The organism is Mesobacillus jeotgali (assembly GCF_014856545.2).
Classification (GTDB): Bacteria; Bacillota; Bacilli; order Bacillales; family Cytobacillaceae; genus Mesobacillus.
Genome location: NZ_CP109811.1, coordinates 2860794 through 2884584 on the forward strand (window position 1 = coordinate 2860794; position 23791 = coordinate 2884584).

The window sequence follows — 23791 nt, forward strand, 5'->3', positions numbered from 1 at the left end:
TCCATAAATCTATATTTTGAAACCTGAAAAAGCAGGCGAACAAAGCTGGAATGCTTGCTGCCTGCTCATTGTATTACTTCTCTTCGAGGGTACCTTCCTGGCTCTGGTGGATATCCTGATTTTCCGGAAGCTGAGTGGTTCTTTCCAGTCCCTCGGTATCTTCACCCATCCCTTTCAGGAACTCAAAAAGTAAAGATAGAGCACGATTGATTTCCGGGTCTTTAAAAGAGCGGACAATATCAAAATACCCAAGCTTGTCTTCATCCTCGCTGTCAGTATATTCTGCTACTCTAGCAATGCCAGAATTCAATTTTAAGAGCAAAGGCTCAAGCTGCTGGACATTGATTGTACCAAGGACGCCAATCATCAGCAGCAGATTCTTGATTGTATTGGTAGCTTCAGGCTTGTCTGCTGCTTTCACAAGAACATTCAAGACCTTATCTCCTTCACTGAACAATCCATCTAACAGCGACAGCACCCCGCGCTGATTCATATGCTTGAGTATATCCATCGACTGTAAAATCGCATCCTTGTTATCAAGCAAGGCAGTCTCGATTTCCTCCAGGTCACTCTTGCGTTTTTGCTCCTCAGTCATCTGTACACGATTGATGTTAGTGATTGCTTTAGCCATGCTGGGTACGCTCCTTTTTCACAAGATCTCCTGGAAAGCTGTAATCTGGACGAGCCCACTTCTTTTCGACTTGGACACCGATTTGCGGCTGTGGATTACCGTATCGGAAATTATTCCTCGGCAAAGGATTGATTCCTTCAAATTGGAGGATTTCCATTTTCGCCTTTGTCTCCTTATAAGCTGGAGTATCCGTGTTTTTGTCCCCATAGCTGCTTGTCAGAAGATTGATAGCTGCATCTCCCTGGTCGTTCATAGGCAGATAGACTTCCTTTCCTGCCACTCGATCAGTGACAACACATCTTACCTTCACATTGCCGTATGGAGATGTCAATCTGACAAGTGTTCCATCTTTTATCCCTCTTTCTTCGGCAAGCTCTGGCGACACCTCAAGGAAAGTTTCAGGAGTCTTTGAGGTGATTCCCTCTGACTTATAAGTCAGGTTACCTTCATGGAAATGCTCAAGCAAGCGGCCATTATTGACATGGATATCATATTCTTCTCCATATTGAATCGGGATCGACCATTTTACCGGATAGAGACGTGCTTTCCCATCCGGGAATGGGAAGCCATCCAAATACAATACAGGACTGTCAGTTCCATCCGGCTGCACCGGCCATTGAAGGCTCTTGTACCCTTCAAGGCGTTCATACGTCACCCCAGAGTATATCGGCATAAGATTTGCCGCTTCCGCCATGATTTCAGAAGGATGCTCATATGTCCATCCTGCACCAAGGCGGTTGGCGACTTCAATCAGAATCTGCCAATCAGGTTTCGATTCACCAACTGGCTCGAAAACCTGATACAAACGCTGAATCCTTCGCTCGGTATTCGTAAACGTGCCTTCTTTTTCAAAGCTCGGGCTTGCTGGCAAAACAACGTCTGCAAATTGCGCAGTCCTGGAGAAAAACACATCTTGGACTACAAAGAAGTCAAGCTTCTCATAGCCGGCTTGGACGTGGTTGATATTTGAATCCACAAGGCCCATCTCTTCACCCTTGATGTAAAGGGCTTTAAGTGTTTCATTATGCATACCTTCAACCATGTCATGGTTATTGATCCCTGGCTCAGCAGGCAGCCTGGTTCCCCATGCCTGCTCAAACTTCATGCGGGCTGCTTCATCGGTTACCTTCTGATAACCCGGCAGCGAGTCCGGGCTGCTGCCAAAATCACCTGCGCCCTGGACATTATTATGTCCTCGCAGTGGATATGCACCTGTTCCTGGACGGCCGTAATTTCCAGTAATCAGCAATAGGTTCGAAATCGCTGTACTGGTGTCGCTTCCGCCAATATGCTGTGTAACTCCCATTGCCCATAGAGCACAAACGCTTTTTGCTTTATGAATGCTCTCAGCAATCTCAATCAGCGTATCTTTTGATAGCCCAGTTGTTTTTTCTGCATATTCCAAAGTGAATCCTTTAAGACTGTCGACGTATTCCGAAAGTCCATTGACTTTATTGTTCAGAAATTCTTCATCAGCCCAGCCCTGGTCGATAATGTATTTAGTGACAGCGGAAATCCAGACAAGGTCACTGCCTGCCTTAGGCCTTACGAACATATCAGCACGATCAGCCATTTCATGTTCACGAAGGTCTGCGACAATCACTTTTTGTCCATTCAGTTTTTGGGCGCGTTTCACCCTGGTTGCAAGGACGGGATGTGCTTCTGCTGTATTAGACCCGACGATGATGACCAAATCCGCCATCGCAATATCAGTAATTGATCCAGCATCGCCACCATGTCCAACTGTTCTGAACAAACCTACAGTAGCAGGTGTTTGGCAATATCGGGAGCAATTGTCTACATTATTAGTGCCAATTACAGACCTTGCCAGTTTTTGCATTAGATATGATTCTTCATTCGTACATTTAGACGAAGTTATGAAGCCAAGAGAGTCAGGACCATACTCATTCTTGATTTCTGTAAATTTTCTGGAGATAAGATTCAGCGCCTCATCCCACCCCGCTTCCCTGAAGCTGTCTCCTTCACGAATCAGCGGCTTGGTCAGGCGCTCCTCGCTGTTAACGAAATCCCAACCGAATTTCCCTTTTATACATGTAGAAATTCCGTTGGCTGGAGCTTCAACCTGCGGCTCGACCTTCAGGATTTCTCGTCCCTTCGTCCACACATCAAAACTGCATCCCACTCCGCAGTATGTGCAAACAGTCTTCGTTTTCTTGATTCTGGATTCGCGCATAGCGGCTTCCATATCGGAAATCGCCAGGATGGAACCGTAACCTGTCTCGACATTCTTGGTAATTTCAATCATCGGCCGCAAAGTATCTTTTGCGATTCCTGTTAAAAAGCCGGCTTCGCCTTCCATTCCTTTTTCCATCATTGCATTACATGGACATACCGTTGAACAATGACCACAAGAAACACAGGAGGATTCATTGATTGGTACATCATTATCCCAAATGACACGTGGGCGTTCACGTTCCCAATCGATTCTCAGCGTCTCGGTTACCTGTACATCCTGACAGGCTTCCACACACCTCCCGCACAAAATACATTGGTCAGGATCATAACGATAAAAAGGGTTTGATTCATCTTTTTCATATGGCTTTTGATCAAATGGGATGCTCTGATGATTGATTTTCATTTCTTTTACTGTGTTATGTACCTCGCACATCCCATTATTGTAGTCACAGACTGTACAGTACAATTCATGGTTGAATAGGATCTTGTCCATCGCCATTGTTTGCGCCTTTTTAACATCCGGCGCCACGGTGTCGATTGTATCCCCATCCTTCATGATTGTCGAACAAGACCTGACCATTTCTCCGTTCACTTCTACAATACAAGTGTCACAAGTCTCGATCGGGCCAAGGCTTGGATGATAGCATACACTTGGCACTTCAATCGAGCTATCTGAAAGGTATTGAAGGATTGTTTGATTTTCTTTAGCCGCGACGTCAGCACCGTTGATTGTTACATTTATTTTGCCAGACAAGACCTCATCTTCCTTTCTGTATAGAAATCGCTCTCTTTCTCACTACCCAAACCAAGAATGACTTTAACCACTTTTAATAGAGTTTTTTGAAACTTGCTTTGTAACTGGAACCAAAAAGGAATAAAGATCCATCATTTTAAGATAATTTTTTTACTCCAACAAGAACTTAAGAACAAGTCTGAATTTTTACGTTTTTCACTTATTGTGCCGTGAGTATGCTCGGGTCTAACATATTGGACAAAAATAAAAGCCCTACCTGATTAAGGTAAAGGCTTTGAGTATATTCACTATAAAAAGCGGCAAGCATCATTTCCTGCTTCATCAGAGGAAAGAATATACAGTGTCTTTCCATTGGTTGACTTTTCTTTTATAAAACCAAAATTCTCTAGTTCACCATAATCTCCAACAACAATGATTGCTGAAGCAAAAAGCAATGCCTGCAGATGGAATAAAGAAACATCAATTACTTCTGTTAGTGAATCTCCAGGTTTGGGTGCTTCCAGGATTGCAATTCTGCCACGGATGCCAAGGATTTCAAAAGCATATTCAATACTGTCGGCCATAGTTTCGGAAAGGACCGATGCAGAACTGATGATATCATTCCAATTCTCACCAAAAACATAAGTACGCCAGGAAGATTGTTCACTTCCCAACAGAAAATCAATTTTAAGAAACTGCTGGTCATCATCAAATTGGTAAACAGATTTCACTATATCCACGCTTCCCTCCATTAGTAAAGTAGAGATAGTTTCCCACTGTAAGCGAAAGTTAATGAATCCGTTTTGCATGATTTAAAATCGTTAGTAAATACTTACAACGACGGTACCCGAGGCATGAATCTTTCTGATAAGGGAAGAAGTAATATACACAGTACTAAACAAAGGCAGGAGGATGAGAAAATGGAGCAAAAACAAAATAACCATAAACATTTCAATGAGGAAAATGAACAGCATAGTATGGTTTGCAATGACCAGTTATTTTTTCAGGAATTAAGGATAGCAGCTGAAGAGGCTGAACGAGACAGCATCGATACAGATCAAAATAAAGCAAAATAAAAAGAGAAAGGCAAATCGCCTTTCTCTTCCTATTTAGGGTCAGTAACGCAAACATTTACATAAAGTGCTTTAACTAATGAACCGGTCCCTTTCCGCTGCATCTTCTTCCCGCTGTGCTTCTCTTTCTTCATACCAAAATTTAATATGAGTCAGGATCGAGAAAACGAGGAAAAAGTTCATCGACCAGACACTGACAAACGGGGCCATCCCCCCGAACTCAATCGTCTCATACTGTTTGAATACCATTACAATATATGACTCAATGAACACAAGGACAAAGCCGGCTACACCTGCAATTGCCATTCGCATCATAATCAAAAACCACCTTATCGTATTATCAGATTATTTAAATAATACGACTAATTATTGATTAACGCAACTGTTTTGTTCACTAATTCGCCATATTTGAACCTTGACAATTTGGCATAGTCTAATTTACCCATACATCTTTTTTCATGGACAATTAATATTTGAACTCAGTCCGATTTATCTATTCAACTTCTTTTGCTTTTGCATGATTTCATATGATTTTTCTATTATATCTGTTAATACATCGCCTTTGTATATCCTGCCGATTTTTGTATTCTCTTGATAATATTCGACAATCTCATCTAGTTTATCAGATGTTTCCTTCGATACTCTCACATTCAATTGAATTCTCTGGGCCTCATTCATGGAACAGATTTCCCTCCAAATCCTTTAATTCTATGTAAAAAAATACAATTCATCAATTTGCTAGCAGTTTGATAGTATGTAGATATATGTCGCTAACTAAGCCGCAACGCCCTTTATTTTAACATAATCTATCACCTTACAACACTATGTTGTTTTTCCTATCCTCTTCCAGGGTAATTTATATCAAGATTTGTTTTTAACGAGGGAATTATTTAGGGTTACATGACTGTTTGAGCTTTTCCCAGTTGCCCTATTAAAATTTGAATGACATGGAGATTTTCTATGAAGCTTACAAATTGGTCCTACACAAAGAGATATAATATTAAAGCGCAGTTTGACGTTTTTCCAAACTCGGTCGTTATATTTCGCCAAATCAAAGATTACTATTTCGTTTATACTGTTAAATGGTCTTTAAGTGACCCTGTCGTTTCGAAAAAAGATCTAGGCGAAATGGAACTGTTGCTGAATATGGACCTCGGTACTCTGGGGAGCTATTGCCAAAGAAAAGTTTTTGGAAACCATTCGGAATGATACAAATTTTTAAAATTAGCCATTTACAATACAGCCTATTTACATTAAGATGATTTTGAAAACAACAACTGCATAGGTTTTTGCACTAGGGGAGCTTTTGGCTGAGAAGAACTTTGTTCTGACCCTTATTACCCGATCTGGATAATACCAGCGTGGGGAAGTGCAGGCGAAGCTCTTCGTTATATCTCTTTTTTTATCTGACGATAGAATTCAACTGCATCCACCACGCTGGATGCAGTTTTTTGTTTTTTATCAAGTGAACAAAGGAGATGTAATGGTATGAATGAAATTTTTTGCGGTACAAGTGAGATTACAGGGGCCACGTTTACGATTTCCCCAATGTCAGACAGGTTTGTGGACATTATTCTCTCTGCATTGAAGGAAGTTGATACATCAAAGGTATGGATGAAGACAGATGATGTCAGCACATGTGTCCGGGGACGTTCTGAACATGTTTTTGATGTAGTTAAAGCGATATTCCTGAACGCTTCAATCGGTGGAGGTCATGTGGTCCTGAATGCCACGTTTTCAAATGGATGTCCTGGTGACAGTGCAGGGGATGCTTTTATGGCGGAAGATTCATATTTAATGAATGAGGAGCGTTCTCAAAAAATCAACCAGGAGGTCGCAGCCCAGTTTGCTCTCTATCCTTTGGGAATCCCCGGATATATGAATGTAATCATGGATCAAATAAAAACGGTTGATCAACAAGGAGTCTTTAGCGGAGGAGTTCATTATGCTTCAAGATTGGACGGCGACGCCAATAAGGTTTTTACCGGGATGGAAAACGCTTTTGATGGTGCCAGGAACAGTGATTCTTCACATATTGTTATGACGGTGACCATGTCCGCCAACAGCCCTTCCCGTAAGGAGGGACGATAATGCTCGCAAACTGGAAACTTCGAGAGGTTGTAGTTTTATCCGTATTGGCAGTTGTTTTTGGCGTAATCTACCTCCTGTTCTTACAGCTCGGCAATGTGCTTGTAGGCATGTTCGGACTAATCGGCTATGACTTGATCTTCGGGATCTGGTTCATCGTTTCCATCATAGCTGCCTACATCATCAGGAAGCCTGGAGCAGCGGTGTTATCAGAAACAATCGCAGCAACAATCGAGGTCATGCTTGGAAATGCTATTGGTCCGCGTCTGATCCTGGCCGGTATTATCCAGGGACTGGGTGCAGAAGCCGCATTTGCGGCAACCAAATGGAAGAACTATTCTACATGGGTTCTTGTAGCAGCAGGAATGGGGTCTTCCCTCACCAGCTTCGCATGGGGCTATTTTTTAGGCGGCTTCTCCGCTCTATCACCTGGTTATGTAACAGCCATGTTTGTCGTCAGGCTTATTAGCGGTGCAATCTTAGCGGGTCTTCTAGGTAAATACATAAGCGACAGCCTCGCTAAAACAGGAGCGTTGAATAGCTTCCCGCTTGGAAAGGAAGCCAGAAAGGCAAAGCAGAACAATGATATCTCAGCCTAGTCTTCCATTTCTTGAAGTGTCAAACGTAACGTTCCGATTTGAGGAGGATCAGGATGATATTTTAAAGAATATCACTTTTGATATTAATGAAAATGAGAACATTCTTGTACTGGGTCCAAGCGGTTCAGGTAAGAGCACACTCGCATACTGTATGAATAATCTATATCCAGCGTCTGTTGATGGAATAATGAGCGGCAGCATAAAATTCAGAGGAAAGGAATTATCCTCCTTCGAGTCCGGAAAGATAAATCAAAAAGTCGGGTTGGTCATGCAGGATCCTGATTCTCAGTTTTGCATGCTGACTGTCGAGGAAGAATTAGCTTTTGTTTTAGAGAATATTCAATTTCCTAGATCGGAAATGAAAGAAAGAATAGATTATGCCCTAGACTTAGTAGACATAAGGCACTTTAAACACAGGCTGATCCACTCACTCTCTGGCGGGCAAAAGCAAAAGCTTGCGATTGCATGTGCACTGGCAATGGAACCTGAGTTATTAATACTTGATGAACCTACTGCCAATCTGGACCCCGCCTCAGGGTTCGAATTGGTCCAAACGTTAAAAAGATTAAAGAATGAGCACTCGTTTAGCATCCTAGTTATCGAGCATAACCTGGATCATTGGCTCGAAGTGATGGATCGCTGCATCATATTGAATTCTGCGGGTGAACTGTTTTTTAATGGTCCGCCTGATGTTTGTTTTAATCATTTTGCAAAAGAACTGGCAAGTGAAGGGATTTGGTTACCCCGCTCTATTGACGCAGGGTTGAAGCTTCGGGAGGCTGGATTGCTAATGTCCTCCTTCCTGCCTATGACGATTGATGAACTGATTGAAAATAGTATAGATTTAGGGAAAACAGTGAATTTCTTAAAAACGGATGGCCGCGAGCAAAAACCGAATCCTTCTCCAGCCATTTTCGAAGTGAAGGATGTCAGTTATTCGAAAGAGAATCATGTATTAATCGAGGATATTTCTATATCGATTAATGGTGGTGAAATTATTGCAATAGCCGGTTCAAACGGATCCGGGAAGACTACTTTTTCAAAATGTTTGGCCGGGTTGATTCCATCACGAGGTGACATAAAATTTCAAGGTCACTCTTTAGAAGACTGGCCTGAGGAACAAAAGTGGAGCAGGCTCGGATATGTGTTTCAAAATCCTGAGCATCAATTTATTACTGATTCCGTGATGGAAGAAATAAATTACAGTCTTCAATCGAAAGAGCATACGGCTCAAAGATATAAGAATAGAGATATTTTGAGAACCCTTCGCATGGCTGACCACGTTAACAGTCACCCATTCTCATTGAGCCAGGGACAAAAAAGGCGACTGAGTGTGGCTGTCATGCTGGTGAACGGTCAGGAGGTTCTGATTATGGACGAACCAACTTTTGGACAGGATGCTGTCACGTCAAAGGAAATAATCGATTTTACGGTCAATGCGGTACCTGAGACAGGAAGCATTATTATGATTACACATGATATGGATTTAGTTGATCGTTACGCAGACAAAGTATTAGTAATGGAAAAAGGAAAAATGATATTTTACGGGGCTCCAGGAATGCTGTGGAATCAACCTGGAATTTTGGCAAAAGCAAGTTTAAGACTGCCATTCATCAAAGAATTAGAAATGCAGCTGGAGGGGAAATATGCTGTTAAATGAGATGAACCCTAGCATAAAGGCCCTGAGCATTCTCGTCAGCATCTTGCTGCTTTCGATATTTTTCGATCCAGTCACGCCCTTGTTAAGTCTCGTATTGACCATAGTGATCACATTTAGTTTTGCACAGGTAAGTTTTAAAAAGTGGATCCTGTTATTCTCTCCTTTTCTCTTTATGGCGATTGTCTATGTCTGGTCATCATTATTGTTTCCGAGAGTAGATCCTGGAGACAGTATCATCTGGGAATGGAGGTTCATCACCATTACTGCGGAGGGATTCCAAAGAAGCATATCCCTTGGATTAAGAGTATTGAGTTTCGCTTCCCTTTCACTCTTATTTGCCCTTACGACAAATCCGATTAACTTTTTGCTTAGCTTGATGCAGCAATGCAGGCTTTCTCCCAAGATTGCCTATTCCATCATGGCGGGTTATCAATTTCTCCCCTTAATAAAAGATGAGTTCAGTATTATCAGAAGTGCCCATCGAATTCGAGGAGCAGGCAGAACTATAACTCTCCGGGATAAGCTAAAGCAAATCAAGAGGTATGCAATCCCCCTGCTGGCAAGCGGGATCAGAAAAGCAGAAAGAACAGCTGTTGCAATGGAGTCAAAAGGTTTTACTGGAGATAGAAACCGAGAATTTTATAAAGTAATCTCCATATCTAAAAAGGATTGGTTGTTGTTATGTTTACTGATCAGCGTTGTTGTCGTGAGCGCTTTTACCTCACACCAGCTTGGCTACCTTTCATTGTATAAAGGCGAATTATAAGAAAAGCGCAAGCGCCTTGTTCAGCCCCGACAAGCGCTGGAGGGCCGGCCGGTGAAGTCGATCTTTGACTTCATTGGACGGACCGAAATCTAAATGTGTAGCCGACTGCCCAGAAACGCAGAAACTGGAGACTCCGACAAAGAAGCGCTTTTTGCTTCTGCCGGCGGAGTTGAAGTTTCGGAGTTTCTAGGAGGCGAAACTAGACAAGCGACTCGAGGGGCTAGGCGCTGGAGCTAGACACTAATCTATGTGAAAAACTTTATACTTTCTAATCCTATAATAAAACCCAGCTCCTGCAAATGCAGGTGCTGGGTTTCTGCTAGTCTTAATTTTTTACCGAGAGTACTGCTTCCCAATCAATTGTACCGTTTTTGACTTGCTCACGTTTTTCTTTATCCATGATGTCTGCAGGTCTCCCGCCTTTCGGCCAGTCGCCCTCATGCCCTTCGAATTCTGGTCGATCATGCGACAGGATAAATGCTGCCAAATCAATTGCTTGCTGATCAGTTAAAGTTCCTCCCTGTCCTTTAGGCATGTTCTTCTGAACGTATCCCGCCATTTTGGTCATTCTTGACATACCTGCACCGTCGTTGAAAGAATTTTCTCCCCATACGGCAGGTCCTGTATTTGTTCCAGTACCAGATCCATCAGCAGCATGGCAGCTTGCACAAGATTGTGCGTAAAGCTTTTCTCCGTCCTCAACACTAGGGACTGGATATTGCTTCGGCTCTTTAGGCGCTCTCCAAGGAAGATCTGCTCCAGCAGGGACCCCTTCTGACATGTATTGCAAATAAGCAATCATCGCGCGCATTTCTTTGCTGTCAGTCGGGAACATCTTTCCATTCATGCTTCGAATCATACATCCATTGATACGATCTTCCAGAGTGTAAACCTCACCTTCGCGCGGCCTGTATTCTGGATAGACTGCAGAAAGCCCGACCATCGGGGCTTCTTCTTTCACTGTACCTCCATTTGCGTGGCAGCTTGCACATGAGAGATTATTGCCTACGTACTCATCGGCCACTGTATTCGTTTCCATGACTAGCTCATGTCCATATTTAATACTTTCACCAAGAGGACCATCGGGTACATCCTCCATGCTTGGCGGGTTGAATTCAATTTCTTTGCTTGCACTCTCAGTTTGCGGCTGAGGCGCTGTTGCTGTTTTCAGCCGGCCCCAGGTCCTGGCTAATTTTCCAGCCAACAAATAATGATCCTACGATTAAAAATCCAATAATAATAGCAAGACTGTTTTTCATAATAATTTCCTCCTTATGTAGATTATTCAAGTTGCTATCCAATTTCCCTATACCCATTATAGTATAGATAACACTACTATTTTTATATTAAATATGTAGAAATAGTGAAAACTATAAGAATAGGAAAAAGGAGCTGGGTTTTCTCCAGCTCCTACTTTTCTATTTCTAAATAATATAAAAACCACACGGCGTGGTTCTGCTCATCATAAGCTGCACGCCTGAAAACCTCTTTTACGATCGGGTCTGCCGCTTCATCTGCTACTTCATGATAAAAATCAGTTGTTTTTTGTTCATCTTTAAAGGATGCTTCGATTCCTTCTAGATATGTGTCACTACATTCTTCAGTCATCTGCAGCGGCGGCCGCTTCCCTGTCAGTGTTGTATAAATCTGAGTAAACTGCCGCAAATGCTTTTTTTCATCATTCAGGATTTCATTGATTTGGTCCCTCTGCTCCTCATTCGGCGCCATTTCTGCAAGCTTAGCGTAACATTGTGTTGCACTGTATTCTCCATTTATAGCTTTCAACAGGTCACTGACAAGCTTTTGGTTCTGTCTGTAATGGTCATAATATGGATACATGTCAATCCTCCCCAAATTCTTTGTATCAGTGTATGGAGAGGAGTGAAGGGTGTGCTTTGGTCCATTTATTCCGGATTAAGCCCCTCATACTCAACAAAAATACCCTTTAAATACTTCTTTTCTTTGATCACTTTGATTCCAGATTCCCTCATAAAGCGACCAGTATCACGATTTAAGTGGCAGCCATCACACAGACGTTTCCACGCGGGTGTCAGGACATCCTGTATGGCAGCAAGCGCTTTTGATTCTGTTCTGACATGCTCAAAAAGGACAATTTTCCCGCCTTTTTTACACACTCTACGCACTTCCTGAAAAACCTTTTGAGGCTCACTTACGGAACAAAGAACAAGCGTGGCTACAACAGTGTCAAACTCGCCATCATTGAATGGAAGCGCCTCTGCCATCCCCTGATGGAACTCTACTGGCAATCCTGTTTCCTTTGCCCTAAGAATTGCCTGGTCAAGCATATGAGGATTGGGCTCCAGTGATACCACACTTTCAATATTCTCCCTGGAATAGTAAGGAAAATTCGCTCCTGTACCTGCACCAATTTCAAGGACATTTCCTTCTATACCAGAAATAATTTTTTTCCTGACTCTCGCGATCCATTTCTTCTCAAGTGGTCCCATGAGTTTATCATAAGAAAAAGCAAAAATTTTACCCAAAATTAGTTCTCCTAACTATTACCGTTTTCATCATTATAATCAAAAAGGCCCTGGAATAGCTATTGCTTAATCCAGGACCTTTCTATATAACTTCAAGGTTTAACTTGCTTCTATTGAACTTTGGTTATGCACACCCATGTAACTTAAGGCTTCAAAATTACCTTGATACAGTCGTCTTTTCGATCATTGAACATCTCATACCCTTTTGCCGCATCTTCAAGCGGAATCTTGTGAGTGATGATGTCAGTTGGGTCGAATTCTCCGTTTGAGACCATATCAAATAGTTTTGGCATGTAATGAATAACTGGAGCCTGCCCCATCTTCATCGTAATATTGCGTTCAAAGAAACGGCCAAGCGGGAACATATTGTATCTTAAGCCATAGACACCCGTAATTTGCACAGTTCCGAATTTTCTTACTGCTGTATGGGCGATTTCCAGCGCGGAAAGTGTTCCTCCCTGCAGCTTCAGTTTTTGTTCCACTTTTTCCACGACAGATTTCTTTCCGTCCATTCCCACACAATCAATTACCACGTCCGCTCCGCCATCAGTCAAGTTTTGCAGGAATTTCCCCGGGTCATCTTCCTGTGTAAAATCAAAGATTTCTACATTGTTGGTTTTTTTGGCATGCAGCAGTCTGTAGTCGAGGTGATCGACAGCGATGACACGTTTCGCCCCTTTCATCCAGGCGAATTTCTGCGTCATCAATCCAATCGGCCCGCTGCCAAGTACAATTACTGTATCGCCCTTTTTTACACCAGCATGCTCTACGCTCCACCATGCAGTTGGGATAACATCGGACAGGAATAATAGTGACTCATCCTCTAATTCACATGATTCAGGTACGACAAATGATGTGAAATCAGCATACGGCACCTTTAAGTATTCTGCCTGTCCACCAGGATGGTTGCCGTATTGTTCGGTGTATCCGAAATACGCCCCCGTATCCTTGTACTCATTGGTGTTATCACACTGACTTTCCATCTGATTCTGGCAGTAAAAACACTCACCACATGAAACGTTGAAAGGAATGACCACTCGATCTCCCTTTTTCAGATTTTTCACTCCAGGGCCCACTTCTTCGACGACTCCCATTGGCTCATGTCCGATAATGTAGCCTGGGCGAAGAGGCATATTGCCCTGATAAAGGTGCAGATCTGATCCGCAAATTGCCGTGGAGGTAATTTTCACAATCATATCCTGTTCATGTTCAATTTTTGGAGCTTCTACATTTTTTACTTGTACATCCTTTGAACCTTGGTAAGTCACTGCTTTCATAATTCTCCACCCCATTCCTATTAAGTACATTTTATGTTTCCCTGCAAGTTATCAGAGAAAACACTTATGGAAAGCTTTCCAATAATTAACTTTGTACATAAATTACTCCTCAATAATGCAAGTTATAAAATGGAGGTGTTGAAAAATGGAACCTAAACAGCCCGGAAATAAAAAACTGCCTGATTTTAAGGAAATGACTGACCGAGTTATCGCTGAACCTGCCAAAGGACCACAGCTGGTGATCAAAACAAATCTGGATCCTAGTGATGCAACTGAGGAGAATCCCTATTTCCAAAATGATCAAATGACTGATTCCGAAAAATTCAAAGAGTACTTTAAGGAGTAGACGATGGAAAAAACACAGGCTTATCTACGTGAAATCATATCCAATTACACAGAGACATATCCTCTTAGCAAAAAAATCTATAATCGATTAGAACAGGGCCATTACCCGTCTGAAGGTGAATTTGTCAAAGACCTGACTGCCGAAGAAATAGAGTTTTTGAACAAAATTCTCCCTGAAGCCATTGAGTATGCAAAAAATGAAATGGACGATAAACGCGCACAGCAATTAAATGAAGTATACGAGTTACTCTATTGAACAACAGAATTTTATTGCCGCTTTTTTTCATTTTAAGCTGCAAAAAACAGCAGAAGTTTAATCTGCTGTTTTTTACTATGTTCTTTTTTGTAAATTTACACTTTCTTCAAACTACGAACCCCTTAACTATTTACTGAAGCTGCATGCTCTTCGACTGGCTCTTCACCTGTCTTGTCCCTGTGGTAAATCGCATTGATTTCTCCTCCAAGCACAAGGGCAAGCCCTGTCAGGAACAGCCAGAGCATCAAGACGATTACCCCGCCGATGCTTCCATATGTGGCTGAATAGTTTCCGAAATTGCTAACGTAAAAAGAAAATCCCAATGAAATCAGCTGCCAAACAATTGTCGCGAATATCGCACCTGGAATTACATGCTTGAATGGATAATGTTTATTTGGAGCTACTCGATATAAGCCTGCCAAAACTCCGGCCATAACCACAATCGCGACAACCCATCTTACAATGTTGAACACAATATCTAAAGGCTCTGGGATCTGGACGATCGATTCTACTGTATCCAAAATCACTTTACCGAATACCGGCAAGAGCAGCGCCACTACAAACGCCAGGATCAAACCGAACGTCAGCATAATCGAAACAAGCCTTGCTTTAATGAATGACCTCGTTTCCTTTACATCAAACGCAATATTCATTGCTTTTATGAATGCATTCATGCCGCTCGATGCTGACCATAACGTACCTATGATACCAAAAGTAAGCAGGCCACCGTTTCGTTCGCTTACCAGTTGGACAACATTATCTCTTAATAATTCGGCTGATTGCGAGGGCAATAATGTATTTACAACATTTATAGCTTTCTGGGGATCGATATTCAAGTAAGGAACAATCGCTATCAACAGGATCAGCAATGGGAACAGCGCTAGCATGTAATAATACGCCTGTTGAGCAGCCAAACCCGTTGCCCGGTCTTTTTTCAATTCCCCCAGCAGGCTTTTGCCATAGTGCTTAAGTTTCTCTTTCAATTATGACTCACCTCTCATGGACATTTAATTATGCTTGTCTTTTCCCCCCCAAGAGAGGTTTTAATCATGATAAAAAAATCCTGGAAAGCAACGCAGACAAAAAAGACCATTTCTGGTCTTTTTCATCGAATTACTTATCGTCCTCTACGTATGGGTCGTGTTCGTAAGGGGGAAGGTCGCCAAAGGAGGTCATAATCCCCTCTTCATCCAGCTCATTTTCGTATTTCTCATGCTGTTTATTTGGGTAAACGGTGATTTCCTTGCCGGAGATATCGTTGCCTACAAAATTCTCGAAATCCTCAACATAACCTACATTCTCTTCTGACTCAATATAGACGTCGTTATAATGATTCTGTGGCGTCATAAAATCAGATGGAGTTTCTGAAGTTCCCCAGCTCGAAACCTCTTGCCAAGAATCTTCTGCGTCATAAGAGACATTTTCATCCTTGTTATCCAGATCAAATTTTCCGAAAGGCGGCATCAGCACCCCTTCTTCTATAGGTCGATTATGGGAAACGGTGCGTTCAGGGGTGTGTTCAATACAAAAGGTCGTTTCTGGTACGGCTTGAAGTCGCTCATATGGAATCTCTCGCCCGCAAGCCTCACACTTTCCATAACTTCCTTTCTCAATGGCCTGTATGGCTTTATCTATACTCTGGATTTGATATTCTACATGATCATTCAGTGCAATATCTTTCTCCCGTTCATATAACTCAGTTCCTTCATCCCCTGGATGGTTATCATAGCTCGAAAGCTCTCCTGTAGACTCATGGGCATGTCCACTTCTTAGATCAAAATGGTCATTTGCGTCAAGGTGGGATTCGAGATTTTTTTTTATTTTTGAGAAGCTCTGCCTTGAATGCCGACAGCTGGCCTTTTGTTAGCATATCAGCTGCTCCTTTCTTAGTGCAGTTTTTATTAGCTTGCTGCAATCTGCCCCATTTAATAAAAGGTAATAAGTGTTATCTTCGCCGCAAGTACCATTATTGCGGCACAAGTCATAGTATATATGACAACTTATAATCAGGAGTGATGCCTATGCCTTTATTTGTTAATGGATATGTTTCTCCACAGGTTTATTGCAACATCGATGATCTCAAGGTACAGAGCAACCAGGAGAAATTCCACCTCAATTATTTACAAGAAATCCTTAATGAGCAGCAAAAGCTCAATAAAGATTTGACAGGAAGCGTAACAAAATTCGATCAAACATTGGAGCATAACAGACAAGAACAATTTTCACAATTTCAGGAAGTGGTTTCGTTTCTCACTAAACAGGAAAATATTTCGGAAAAGGTCATGGAAAACTTCTCGGAGCAGAAGGAATCCACAACGGAAATCGATGATAAACTGATTAAACTTGAAGAGATGAACGAACAATTTTCGAAAGCCCTTTTGAACCGAGAGCTGACAAGCGAGGCAATCTTAGATCAGCTGGCCCATCAGCAATCAATGATACAGGATTTGAACCGCAAGCTTCTCGAATACGAAGATGTTACGAAAGCTTTGGTCATTCAGGCTCAAAAACAGGAAGAACTGCAGGATATGCTGGCAAAACATGCCGATTTGCAGGGGATTTTTCATGAAACAATCATGGAACGACTCGGAAAGCAGGATGCCGTTGGTGAAACAATTAATGATCAGCTAGGTGAAATCAAGACGTCTTTATCGACAAAAGCAAACGCAATCATTGAAAAAGTTGAAGAACAATACTCCAAATTCACACAATTTTTCTTAAGTCTTATCATGCCCAATATCACTCAAAAGAAAATTATCAAAGGTAAAACGTTTAAAACAAAAGCAAAACAGGAAAAATAATAAAAGCGTAAGGGCCTTGGTCAGCATCGACAAGCTTGTTATCAAGCAAAAAAAAGCATTGGCAATTTGCCAATGCTTTTCAAAACACGGTTAGTCCAAAATCGTCAATTTCACTTGCTTTCTTCCCCATTGAAGGGCCCCGCTTTGAGTAGGGATAAATACATCAATGCGGTTTCCTTTGATGGCTCCGCCAATATCTTCGGCAGTGGCATAGCCATAGCCTTCAACATATACCTTAGATCCAAGAGGAATAACAGTTGGATCGACAGCAATGACTTTTGCATTTGGATTAGTTTTCAGGTTCACACCTGTCTTTGTAATTCCAGAGCATCCTGTACAATTTGCTGTATAAGCCGTTGCTTCAACGGTAATCTGGTTTGTCGCTGCTGCTGGCTTTGCTGCAGCTGGTTGTGCTGTTACTTGATTAGCAGGCGCTGCTGCTGGTGTTGCTGCTGGAGTTGCTGCTGGTTTTGCAGTTTTCTCCACCTTCATCTCAGCTGGCATATTTGTATAAACTGCCAGGCTCATCCCCGGATGAATAAGGTCTGATGATAATTTATTCCAACCTTTTAGATCATTTACTGTTACACCATAAGCTTTGGCAATACTCCAAAGTGTATCTCCTTTTCTTACTTGTGCATGCTTAATAGGAGAAACTTCTAGCAAGTCATTTGGATGAATGACATTACTCGTTAAGTTATTCCATTTTTTTAGTGAATCTACTGTTACGCCGTATTCCTTCGAAATACCCCAAAGTGTATCCCCCTTATGTACGACGATTTCCTCTGCCTGTGCTTGTGTGCCGGCAGCTCCAGAAATTGCCGCTGCTGCAACCAAAGATAATAATGACTTTTTCATTTGTTTGCCTCCCATCGGCTAATTTTTATCACGTGAATTATCGTAACATAGAATATCGGTACAAAAAGAACAAGCATATTTAAATTGGATTACGAGAATAACAGAATTATAACGAGAACATGTCATATTTACAGAATATTCAGTTAAAATAAAACTTTCGTAGGAATAATTTCTAATTGATTTGAAAATTATTCTATTCTTTTCTTCTGAATCCATATTTTTCTAGATCTCTCAGGCTTACCCTTTTAAAATTTTTCGCTTTTCATGACATTAAACTTTAGCAAATCAAATCACGAACAAGAAATTGATTGTCTTATTTTGACATGCAAAAAAAGCTAAAATCTCCTGAGCGGGATTTTAGCTTTTTTATTCTTCTATGCGATTGTTTCAATTTTCACGGCACAAGCCTTGAATTCTGCTGTCCCTGAAATTGGGTCATATTCATTCAGGGTAAGTACATTTGTCGGAACCTCGGACCAGTGGAAACTCATGAACACGAGTCCAGGAACAACCTGAGCAGTTATTTTTGCTTTTACGTCAAGCGTACCTCGTCGTGAACTCACCCTGACGAGATCTCCATCATTGATATGGAGGCGAAGTGCATCTTCAGGATGAATATCCAGGGTTTCCTCTGTCTGTTTAATTTTCACCCCTGCTGCGTAGTGCCGTGTTTGTGTATGAGTATTGTAGGACTCATACCGTCTGCCCGTTGTCAGGGTAAAAGGAAAGTGCTCATCTGGCTGTTCTAAAGGCGGTGTGAATTCAACTGGTACAAAACTGGATCGTTTTTTATTTTCACTTTCACCATGGAACCTTTCGTGAAGGACTTTCGTGCCTGGATGAGCCTCATCAGGACAAGGGTAGTGGATTCCATACTCTTTTTCAAGACGTTCATATGATATGCCCCCATACATCTCCCAAGCAAGTTCCCTCACTTCATTCCAAATTTCTTCGCTTGATTGATAACTCATCGGGTAACCCATTTTCGTCGAAAGTTCACACAATATCTCCCAGTCTTCTTTCACTCCAGACTGGGCAGTGACCGCAGTGCGTACACGCTGGACTCTCCTGTCTGTATTGGTGTATGTCCCGTCAACTTCGCCCCATGACTTGGCAGGCAGTACGACATCTGCCATCTCGGCCGTTTCTGTCATAAAAATATCCTGGACGATGAGTAAATCGAGTTTTTCCAATAGACTTCTGGTATGGTTCATATGAACGTCTGCGACCAACGGATTTTCTCCTATACAATACAAGGCTTTAATTTCACCTGTATCAATCTTATCGAAGGTCCTCGTCTGGGTGTCACCAACTTTTTTGCTGATTTTAATATTCCATAATTTCTCGAAACGGTCACGATATTCGTCATCCAATAGGCTGACAGCACCAGTAAGCTGGTTCGGCAGGCATCCCATGTCCCCCGCTCCCTGGACATTATTCTGACCCCTTAAAGGCATGATGCCTGAACCTTTTTTGCCAATCTGGCCAGTCAGTAAAGCAAGGTTCGCAATATCAAACACATTATTCACTCCACAGTGATGTTCGGTAATGCCGAGTGTGTATGCAATCATCGACCTGCTGGCCTTTGCATACAGGTGAGCAACCTCAATGATATCTGTTGGCGCTAACCCGGTGATTTCTGCTGAATATTCTGGTGTATAGCGTTCAACCTTTGACAGCAATACATCAAAATCCTCAGTATGCCTGCCAATGAATCCTTGGTCATACAGCTTTTCTTTTATAATAATCCGGATCATCCCGTTGATCAGCGCAATATCTGTTCCAACGTTAATTTGCAGATGTTTATGTGCTGACTTGACCATATCGATTCTTCTTGGGTCAATGACGATGATCTTAAGACCGCCCTTGGCAGCTTTTTTCATTCTATTTCCTATGATCGGATGTGCTTCAGTCGTATTGGAACCCATAAGTAAAAGCACTTCGGCATCATCTATATCTTCCAATGTGTTTGTTGGGAAACCGCTTCCAAAAACAGTCGCCAGACCGGCAACACTAGGAGCGTGTCAGGTTCGGTTACAGCCATCAATATTGTTGCTTCCGATTGCAGTCCTCATAAACTTCTGGGTAACGTAGTTCGATTCATTGGTAGTCCGTGCGCAAGCAAACATCGAAATCGCCTCGGGACCAAAATCCGCCTTAATTCCTGTCAATCGGCCTGCTATGTAATCATACGCTTCCTCCCAGGTAGCCTTTACCAGCTCTCCTGCTTTCCGGATCATAGGTGTATTCAATCTTTTCGGAGCATGTACATATTGATAGGCAAAAGCTCCTTTTATACATGTTTGTCCTTTATTTACAGGTGCGTCTTTATCGCCTCTGATTTTCACTATTTTATTATTTTCTACATCCAATATTAAACCGCATCCTGTTCCACAATAACCACAGACCGTCTTTACCTGGCTAATCAATGACATAGCTTCCCCTCCGGTATTCTATTTAATTTTTCCCTTAGTTTCATAGTAGTCTAAATTCTCGTTGCAATGTGGAAATATTCATCATATTTTTTGTCATATTTCTGACAATTTATCGACAAATTCTGATAGCTAGACGGGATGTTGTTAATCATAAAAAAATAAGGCAGGAGTTAACCCCTGCCTTATTTTTGTAATGTATACTATGCAATTTTTGCCGGAAGCATGATCTTGAATGTTGTTCCTTTGTTTTGTTCGCTCTCGATATAGACTTTGCCGTTGTGGCTTTCAATAATCTTGAAGCTGACCATCAAGCCGAGTCCATTTCCATTTTTCTTGGTTGTATAAAACGGTTCACCAATTTTCTTCAAAGTTTCTGGAGGTATTCCAACACCGGTATCTTTGATGGAAATGACGACATTGTCATCCTGTATTTCGGTTTTTACCTTTAAATCTCCGCCGTCAGGCATTGCTTCGATTCCGTTTTTTATAAAATTCAAGAATACTTGCTTCAATCGGTTTTCATCACATTCAATCTGGATAATTTCCTCAGTGGCATCAAAATCCAGTTTGACATTCCTTTTTCGTGCTTCGAATTTCAGCATAGAAACCACATTTTGGACAATCGGTATGATATTCTGTTCCTCTAGCTCCACAGCCTTAGGTTTTGCAAGTACCATGAACTCTTCAACAATATTATTGACTCTGTCAATTTCATCAAGGATGATTTCAATAAATTCCTGGCGTTGCGGGTCTGTTTCGTCAAGCTGCAGGAATTCTGCATATCCTTTCATCGATGTCAGCGGATTTCTGATTTCATGGGCAACACCAGCCGCCAGCTGGCCAACAGCAGCAAGCTTATCCTGGCGGTGAAGCAATTCCTCTGACTTTTTCTTCTCTGTGATATCATTACGTATTGCAAGATACTGATATGGCTTCCCATTTTCATTCAAGAAAGGGACAATCGTGGTAGCCACCCAATAAAATGAACCATCCTTGCCCTGTTTCGGATATCGCCTTTCCAAACCTGACCTGAACCAATGGTTTTCCACAGGTTTTTAAAGAACTCTTTGGAATGTAATCCAGAATTCAATATGCTGTGGTCATTGCCAATCAATTCTTCCCTACTGTATTTAGAGATCTCACAGAATTTATCGTTCACACTTTTGATAATTCCCTTTTCGTCAGTAAAAGCAACGATAGAGGATTGGTCGAGGGCAAAATTGATATCACTGACCTCTTTCAGTGTTTCTTTCAGGCTCGCCTCTGCCTGCTTTCTTTGAGTTATATCAGAACGAATCGAGACATATTGATATGGCTTGCCTTTGCTATTCAGGAATGGAACAATCGTGGTATCAACCCAATAATAAGAACCATCCTTCTTCTTATTTCGGATTTCACCCTTCCAAACCTCACCGGAACCAATCGTTTTCCACATATTCTTGAAAAATTCTTTAGCATGAAATCCAGAATTCAAGATCGAGTGATTTTGACCTAATAGTTCTCCTTCACTGTAACCTGAAATCTCAATAAACTTTTCATTAACATAGGTGATATTACCTTTAGGGTCAGTAATGGCAACAATCGCCGATGAATTAAGAGCATCTGTAATATCTTTTAAGTTTGTATCTGAAACTGCCAGCCTTTTGCTGATCAACGCACTTGAACCGATTAAACCAGCAAGGATGAGCACAGAGATAAAAACAATTAAATAACTGATTAACGACTCTGGGATTCCAGTCTGTTCTACGACCCCGTCCCTCAAATTAATCGAGGAAGCTCTTGTTAGAAGAAAATGACCTTCAACAATCGCAGCAGTAACGACAAGAGCGCTTAGTGGTTTAATCCATCCATGATCTCCTTGAGTGAAACTTTTCGAAAAGAAAAGCATCCAAAAGGAAAAATAGAATGATCCGAATACAAGGAGGAGGGCAATCACTAAAATGGATGGCTCATAACTGAAATCCAATTTCATTGAGTACATTCCCAGGATATGGACCACCAGGACTGCAAGCATCATGAACAAACTTCCTGCAATCAAATTGCTCTTTTTCACTGTCTTGCCAGTCATTGTATAGAACGCCATTGCAGTGAAAGAAATAACCAAGATTATCGATAAGACCGTTATTGAAATACGGTAAGAGACAGTGCCGTTGAGATTCAGAGCAAGCATTCCAAAGAAATTCATCACCCAAACCCCTATGCCAAGTGAAAAAGTCCCACCTAAAAAAAGAAATCGTTTATTACGATCAGAAGACTTGATAAGACTGAATAAATCAAGTGCTGTATAAGATGACATGACTGTCAATAAGATGGCTACTAGCAGTAGTATTGGATTAAAGGATAATTCCGGATTATCCATTTAGGCATCATTCCCCATTTAAAGTTTCATTTCGATTGTATGTTAAAACGGAAAAGATTAAAAGGGTTTATTAAATAAAATGTAATAATGTTGTCACTTTTATCTATTGACTATTGGTTTTTTTGGTAAAACACCTTTTTGCCATCTGCATGATGGGTACATAAATCCAATTATTTAGAAGTAGATTCCCCTCTTATTAACTAATACCCCAATTTGTTTTTATGAACAAACACCTATTTTTTAATTTTTTATAAAAAAAGCTACACAATTTTTCGAATTATGTTTATACTGTACTATAACAGGTTAAGTAAAATATAAATTGTACTATAAAAGGAGGAGTTTTATATGATGAGTCCGGTTGAATTTTTTCGTAATTTACCAAAAAAGGTGTGCCCTGAATGTGGTGAGGGAATGCATGAACAAGCAGAATCATATCTAATGGAATGCGATCGTTGTTTATCGAAGAAAGAGGAGTAATATGGCTAGGCACCTTTAAGCTGAAAGGTGCCTTTTACATCTAACCAGAAAAACTGCAAAGAAAAAAGAAGCTCATATGCGAGCTTCTTTTTTAACATCTTAGGAGACCCAACCAGCATCAGCCCAAAACATTTTTGGAACTATTGAGTTGTATGATCCTCTTACTATAGCCGATGTGTGCTTGTTCCGCATTAAGGGTGTCTTTTAAAAAAGGTTTCCCTGTTTTTATGACGTCCCTTTTACAAACACATTTTTCGGTATAATCACCGAGAGACTCATTATTCGCTAGTGTGTTTTCGTCTTTTCTCCAATTAGGTCATGCATCCCTACTGACCACTCCATTTGAATGGCAGCTGCTTTGAGGGGAGTATTCTCCTAATGACTGTTTCACCTTGTAATTTGTTAACTTCCCTATTAGCTGGCACATTTCCAAGTATCAAAATTGATACTCTGTTGGTAAAAAGCTTCTTTCCAGCGTACATTTACTAATAGGCAGGAATTCTGCTTTTTCCCTTTTGAATTGAACCATCGGAAGGTCAATAAATTTTTCGGTTAACTCGTGAATAGGTCCTTTCCCATTAGCTGGTGATACTGACTTTTTGAAGATTAGCTTCAAACACTTTAGGAATAACCACTTTTCGTTCACTACGGAACGAACACAATTGGTTGAGCCTCCTAAGATGTTAATCCCTTTCTTTCTACACTTTTATTATACCACCTTATCTGAATGTAA

22 protein-coding genes, 1 pseudogene and 1 riboswitch are annotated in these 23791 nt (G+C 41.3%); of the genes and pseudogenes, 9 read left to right on the forward strand and 14 right to left on the reverse strand.

The window, feature by feature from the left end:
- Window positions 1–73 precede the first annotated feature (73 nt).
- From FOF60_RS14615 to FOF60_RS14625, 3 genes are all read right to left on the reverse strand, one after another.
- Window positions 74–631 (reverse strand): helical membrane plugin domain-containing protein, encoded by a 558-nt coding sequence (locus FOF60_RS14615; protein WP_192471737.1) that lies wholly within the window; start codon window positions 629–631, stop codon window positions 74–76.
- The gene (fdhF, locus tag FOF60_RS14620; RefSeq protein WP_192471736.1) at window positions 624–3581 is read right to left on the reverse strand and encodes a formate dehydrogenase subunit alpha; all 2958 of its coding nucleotides are present in this window, start codon (window positions 3579–3581) and stop codon (window positions 624–626) included. The genes FOF60_RS14615 and fdhF (FOF60_RS14620) overlap by 8 nt, the downstream gene beginning before the upstream one ends.
- A gap of 287 nt (window positions 3582–3868) precedes the next feature.
- On the reverse strand, window positions 3869–4300 hold the full coding sequence (locus FOF60_RS14625; protein WP_192471735.1) for a hypothetical protein: 432 nt from the start codon (window positions 4298–4300) through the stop codon (window positions 3869–3871).
- 180 nt (window positions 4301–4480) lie between these two features.
- Between FOF60_RS14625 and FOF60_RS14630 the strand changes: the two genes are divergently transcribed.
- Window positions 4481–4636, forward strand: a complete 156-nt coding sequence (locus tag FOF60_RS14630; RefSeq protein WP_192471734.1) for a hypothetical protein — start codon at window positions 4481–4483, stop codon at window positions 4634–4636.
- 69 nt (window positions 4637–4705) lie between these two features.
- Here FOF60_RS14630 and FOF60_RS14635 read toward each other — a convergent pair whose 3' ends face one another.
- Both FOF60_RS14635 and FOF60_RS14640 read right to left on the reverse strand, forming a co-directional pair.
- Window positions 4706–4948 (reverse strand): hypothetical protein, encoded by a 243-nt coding sequence (locus tag FOF60_RS14635; RefSeq protein ID WP_192471733.1) that lies wholly within the window; start codon window positions 4946–4948, stop codon window positions 4706–4708.
- A 174-nt stretch (window positions 4949–5122) separates the two neighbouring features.
- Window positions 5123–5311, reverse strand: coding sequence for a hypothetical protein (locus tag FOF60_RS14640; RefSeq protein ID WP_192471732.1), 189 nt, complete (start codon window positions 5309–5311; stop codon window positions 5123–5125).
- A 608-nt stretch (window positions 5312–5919) separates the two neighbouring features.
- Window positions 5920–6018: riboswitch (TPP riboswitch) on the forward strand.
- A 103-nt stretch (window positions 6019–6121) separates the two neighbouring features.
- Between FOF60_RS14640 and FOF60_RS14645 the strand changes: the two genes are divergently transcribed.
- The 4 genes from FOF60_RS14645 to FOF60_RS14660 are packed head-to-tail and all read left to right on the forward strand — an operon-like array spanning window position 6122 to window position 9746.
- On the forward strand, window positions 6122–6724 hold the full coding sequence (locus FOF60_RS14645) for a YkoF family thiamine/hydroxymethylpyrimidine-binding protein (RefSeq protein ID WP_192471731.1): 603 nt from the start codon (window positions 6122–6124) through the stop codon (window positions 6722–6724).
- Window positions 6724–7320: an ECF transporter S component gene (locus FOF60_RS14650; protein WP_192471730.1), complete on the forward strand. Its 597-nt coding sequence runs from the start codon at window positions 6724–6726 to the stop codon at window positions 7318–7320. Before FOF60_RS14645 ends, FOF60_RS14650 begins: the two co-directional genes overlap by 1 nt.
- Window positions 7304–8980, forward strand: coding sequence for an ABC transporter ATP-binding protein (locus FOF60_RS14655; RefSeq protein ID WP_192471729.1), 1677 nt, complete (start codon window positions 7304–7306; stop codon window positions 8978–8980). Before FOF60_RS14650 ends, FOF60_RS14655 begins: the two co-directional genes overlap by 17 nt.
- Window positions 8967–9746 carry an energy-coupling factor transporter transmembrane component T family protein gene (locus tag FOF60_RS14660; protein ID WP_192471728.1) on the forward strand — a complete coding sequence of 260 codons (780 nt, stop codon included), beginning with the start codon at window positions 8967–8969 and terminating at the stop codon, window positions 9744–9746. The genes FOF60_RS14655 and FOF60_RS14660 overlap by 14 nt, the downstream gene beginning before the upstream one ends.
- Before the next feature lie 325 nt (window positions 9747–10071).
- Here the strand turns inward: FOF60_RS14660 and FOF60_RS14665 are convergent, their stop codons facing one another.
- The 4 genes from FOF60_RS14665 to FOF60_RS14680 form a co-directional block, all read right to left on the reverse strand.
- The gene (locus FOF60_RS14665) at window positions 10072–10950 is read right to left on the reverse strand and encodes a c-type cytochrome (protein WP_264647568.1); all 879 of its coding nucleotides are present in this window, start codon (window positions 10948–10950) and stop codon (window positions 10072–10074) included.
- 206 nt (window positions 10951–11156) lie between these two features.
- Window positions 11157–11585: a ferritin-like domain-containing protein gene (locus FOF60_RS14670; protein WP_192471726.1), complete on the reverse strand. Its 429-nt coding sequence runs from the start codon at window positions 11583–11585 to the stop codon at window positions 11157–11159.
- Window positions 11586–11650: 65 nt separating this feature from the next.
- A complete protein-coding gene (locus FOF60_RS14675; protein ID WP_192471725.1) occupies window positions 11651–12250 on the reverse strand; it encodes a class I SAM-dependent methyltransferase in 600 nt (199 codons plus the stop codon).
- A 143-nt stretch (window positions 12251–12393) separates the two neighbouring features.
- Window positions 12394–13527, reverse strand: a complete 1134-nt coding sequence (locus tag FOF60_RS14680) for a zinc-dependent alcohol dehydrogenase (RefSeq protein WP_192471724.1) — start codon at window positions 13525–13527, stop codon at window positions 12394–12396.
- Window positions 13528–13672: 145 nt separating this feature from the next.
- Between FOF60_RS14680 and FOF60_RS14685 the strand changes: the two genes are divergently transcribed.
- On the forward strand, window positions 13673–13873 hold the full coding sequence (locus FOF60_RS14685) for a hypothetical protein (protein ID WP_192471723.1): 201 nt from the start codon (window positions 13673–13675) through the stop codon (window positions 13871–13873).
- A gap of 3 nt (window positions 13874–13876) precedes the next feature.
- Window positions 13877–14128 (forward strand): sigma-G-dependent sporulation-specific acid-soluble spore protein CsgA, encoded by a 252-nt coding sequence (locus FOF60_RS14690; RefSeq protein WP_192471722.1) that lies wholly within the window; start codon window positions 13877–13879, stop codon window positions 14126–14128.
- Window positions 14129–14250: 122 nt separating this feature from the next.
- On the opposite strand, the gene FOF60_RS14695 is transcribed toward FOF60_RS14690, so the two are convergent.
- Together FOF60_RS14695 and FOF60_RS14700 are read right to left on the reverse strand one after the other, a co-directional pair.
- Window positions 14251–15111 (reverse strand): YihY/virulence factor BrkB family protein, encoded by an 861-nt coding sequence (locus FOF60_RS14695; RefSeq protein ID WP_192471721.1) that lies wholly within the window; start codon window positions 15109–15111, stop codon window positions 14251–14253.
- Between the two features lie 130 nt (window positions 15112–15241).
- On the reverse strand, window positions 15242–15949 hold the full coding sequence (locus tag FOF60_RS14700; protein WP_319801585.1) for a TraR/DksA C4-type zinc finger protein: 708 nt from the start codon (window positions 15947–15949) through the stop codon (window positions 15242–15244).
- 200 nt (window positions 15950–16149) lie between these two features.
- Here FOF60_RS14700 and FOF60_RS14705 point away from each other — a divergent pair, with 200 nt between their 5' ends.
- Window positions 16150–16929 carry a hypothetical protein gene (locus FOF60_RS14705; RefSeq protein WP_192471719.1) on the forward strand — a complete coding sequence of 260 codons (780 nt, stop codon included), beginning with the start codon at window positions 16150–16152 and terminating at the stop codon, window positions 16927–16929.
- A 90-nt stretch (window positions 16930–17019) separates the two neighbouring features.
- On the opposite strand, the gene FOF60_RS14710 is transcribed toward FOF60_RS14705, so the two are convergent.
- The 3 genes and pseudogenes from FOF60_RS14710 to FOF60_RS14720 all read right to left on the reverse strand — a co-directional run bounded on the left by FOF60_RS14710 (window position 17020) and on the right by FOF60_RS14720 (window position 22581).
- Window positions 17020–17787: a 3D domain-containing protein gene (locus tag FOF60_RS14710; protein WP_192471718.1), complete on the reverse strand. Its 768-nt coding sequence runs from the start codon at window positions 17785–17787 to the stop codon at window positions 17020–17022.
- Window positions 17788–18161: 374 nt separating this feature from the next.
- On the reverse strand, window positions 18162–20222 hold the full coding sequence (gene fdhF / locus FOF60_RS14715; protein WP_264647569.1) for a formate dehydrogenase subunit alpha: 2061 nt from the start codon (window positions 20220–20222) through the stop codon (window positions 18162–18164).
- A 200-nt stretch (window positions 20223–20422) separates the two neighbouring features.
- Window positions 20423–22581: pseudogene (locus FOF60_RS14720) on the reverse strand (PAS domain S-box protein).
- A 345-nt stretch (window positions 22582–22926) separates the two neighbouring features.
- On the opposite strand from FOF60_RS14720, the gene yhfH reads away from it, so the two are divergent.
- Window positions 22927–23058: a protein YhfH gene (gene yhfH, locus FOF60_RS14725; RefSeq protein WP_023613959.1), complete on the forward strand. Its 132-nt coding sequence runs from the start codon at window positions 22927–22929 to the stop codon at window positions 23056–23058.
- Window positions 23059–23791: the final 733 nt, after the last annotated feature.

Excerpts from the sequence above, each read along its gene's own strand:
- FOF60_RS14670 (WP_192471726.1), bottom strand. The coding sequence starts at position 11,585 with ATGTATCCATATTATGACCATTACAGACAGAACCAAAAGCTTGTCAGT.
- FOF60_RS14660 (WP_192471728.1), top strand. The coding sequence starts at position 8,967 with ATGCTGTTAAATGAGATGAACCCTAGCATAAAGGCCCTGAGCATTCTC.
- yhfH (WP_023613959.1), top strand. The coding sequence starts at position 22,927 with ATGATGAGTCCGGTTGAATTTTTTCGTAATTTACCAAAAAAGGTGTGC.
- FOF60_RS14710 (WP_192471718.1), bottom strand. The coding sequence starts at position 17,787 with ATGAAAAAGTCATTATTATCTTTGGTTGCAGCAGCGGCAATTTCTGGA.
- FOF60_RS14680 (WP_192471724.1), bottom strand. The coding sequence starts at position 13,527 with ATGAAAGCAGTGACTTACCAAGGTTCAAAGGATGTACAAGTAAAAAAT.
- FOF60_RS14705 (WP_192471719.1), top strand. The coding sequence starts at position 16,150 with ATGCCTTTATTTGTTAATGGATATGTTTCTCCACAGGTTTATTGCAAC.
- FOF60_RS14635 (WP_192471733.1), bottom strand. The coding sequence starts at position 4,948 with ATGATGCGAATGGCAATTGCAGGTGTAGCCGGCTTTGTCCTTGTGTTC.
- FOF60_RS14630 (WP_192471734.1), top strand. The coding sequence starts at position 4,481 with ATGGAGCAAAAACAAAATAACCATAAACATTTCAATGAGGAAAATGAA.
- FOF60_RS14640 (WP_192471732.1), bottom strand. The coding sequence starts at position 5,311 with ATGAATGAGGCCCAGAGAATTCAATTGAATGTGAGAGTATCGAAGGAA.
- FOF60_RS14650 (WP_192471730.1), top strand. The coding sequence starts at position 6,724 with ATGCTCGCAAACTGGAAACTTCGAGAGGTTGTAGTTTTATCCGTATTG.
- FOF60_RS14645 (WP_192471731.1), top strand. The coding sequence starts at position 6,122 with ATGAATGAAATTTTTTGCGGTACAAGTGAGATTACAGGGGCCACGTTT.
- FOF60_RS14690 (WP_192471722.1), top strand. The coding sequence starts at position 13,877 with ATGGAAAAAACACAGGCTTATCTACGTGAAATCATATCCAATTACACA.
- FOF60_RS14615 (WP_192471737.1), bottom strand. The coding sequence starts at position 631 with ATGGCTAAAGCAATCACTAACATCAATCGTGTACAGATGACTGAGGAG.
- FOF60_RS14655 (WP_192471729.1), top strand. The coding sequence starts at position 7,304 with ATGATATCTCAGCCTAGTCTTCCATTTCTTGAAGTGTCAAACGTAACG.
- FOF60_RS14685 (WP_192471723.1), top strand. The coding sequence starts at position 13,673 with ATGGAACCTAAACAGCCCGGAAATAAAAAACTGCCTGATTTTAAGGAA.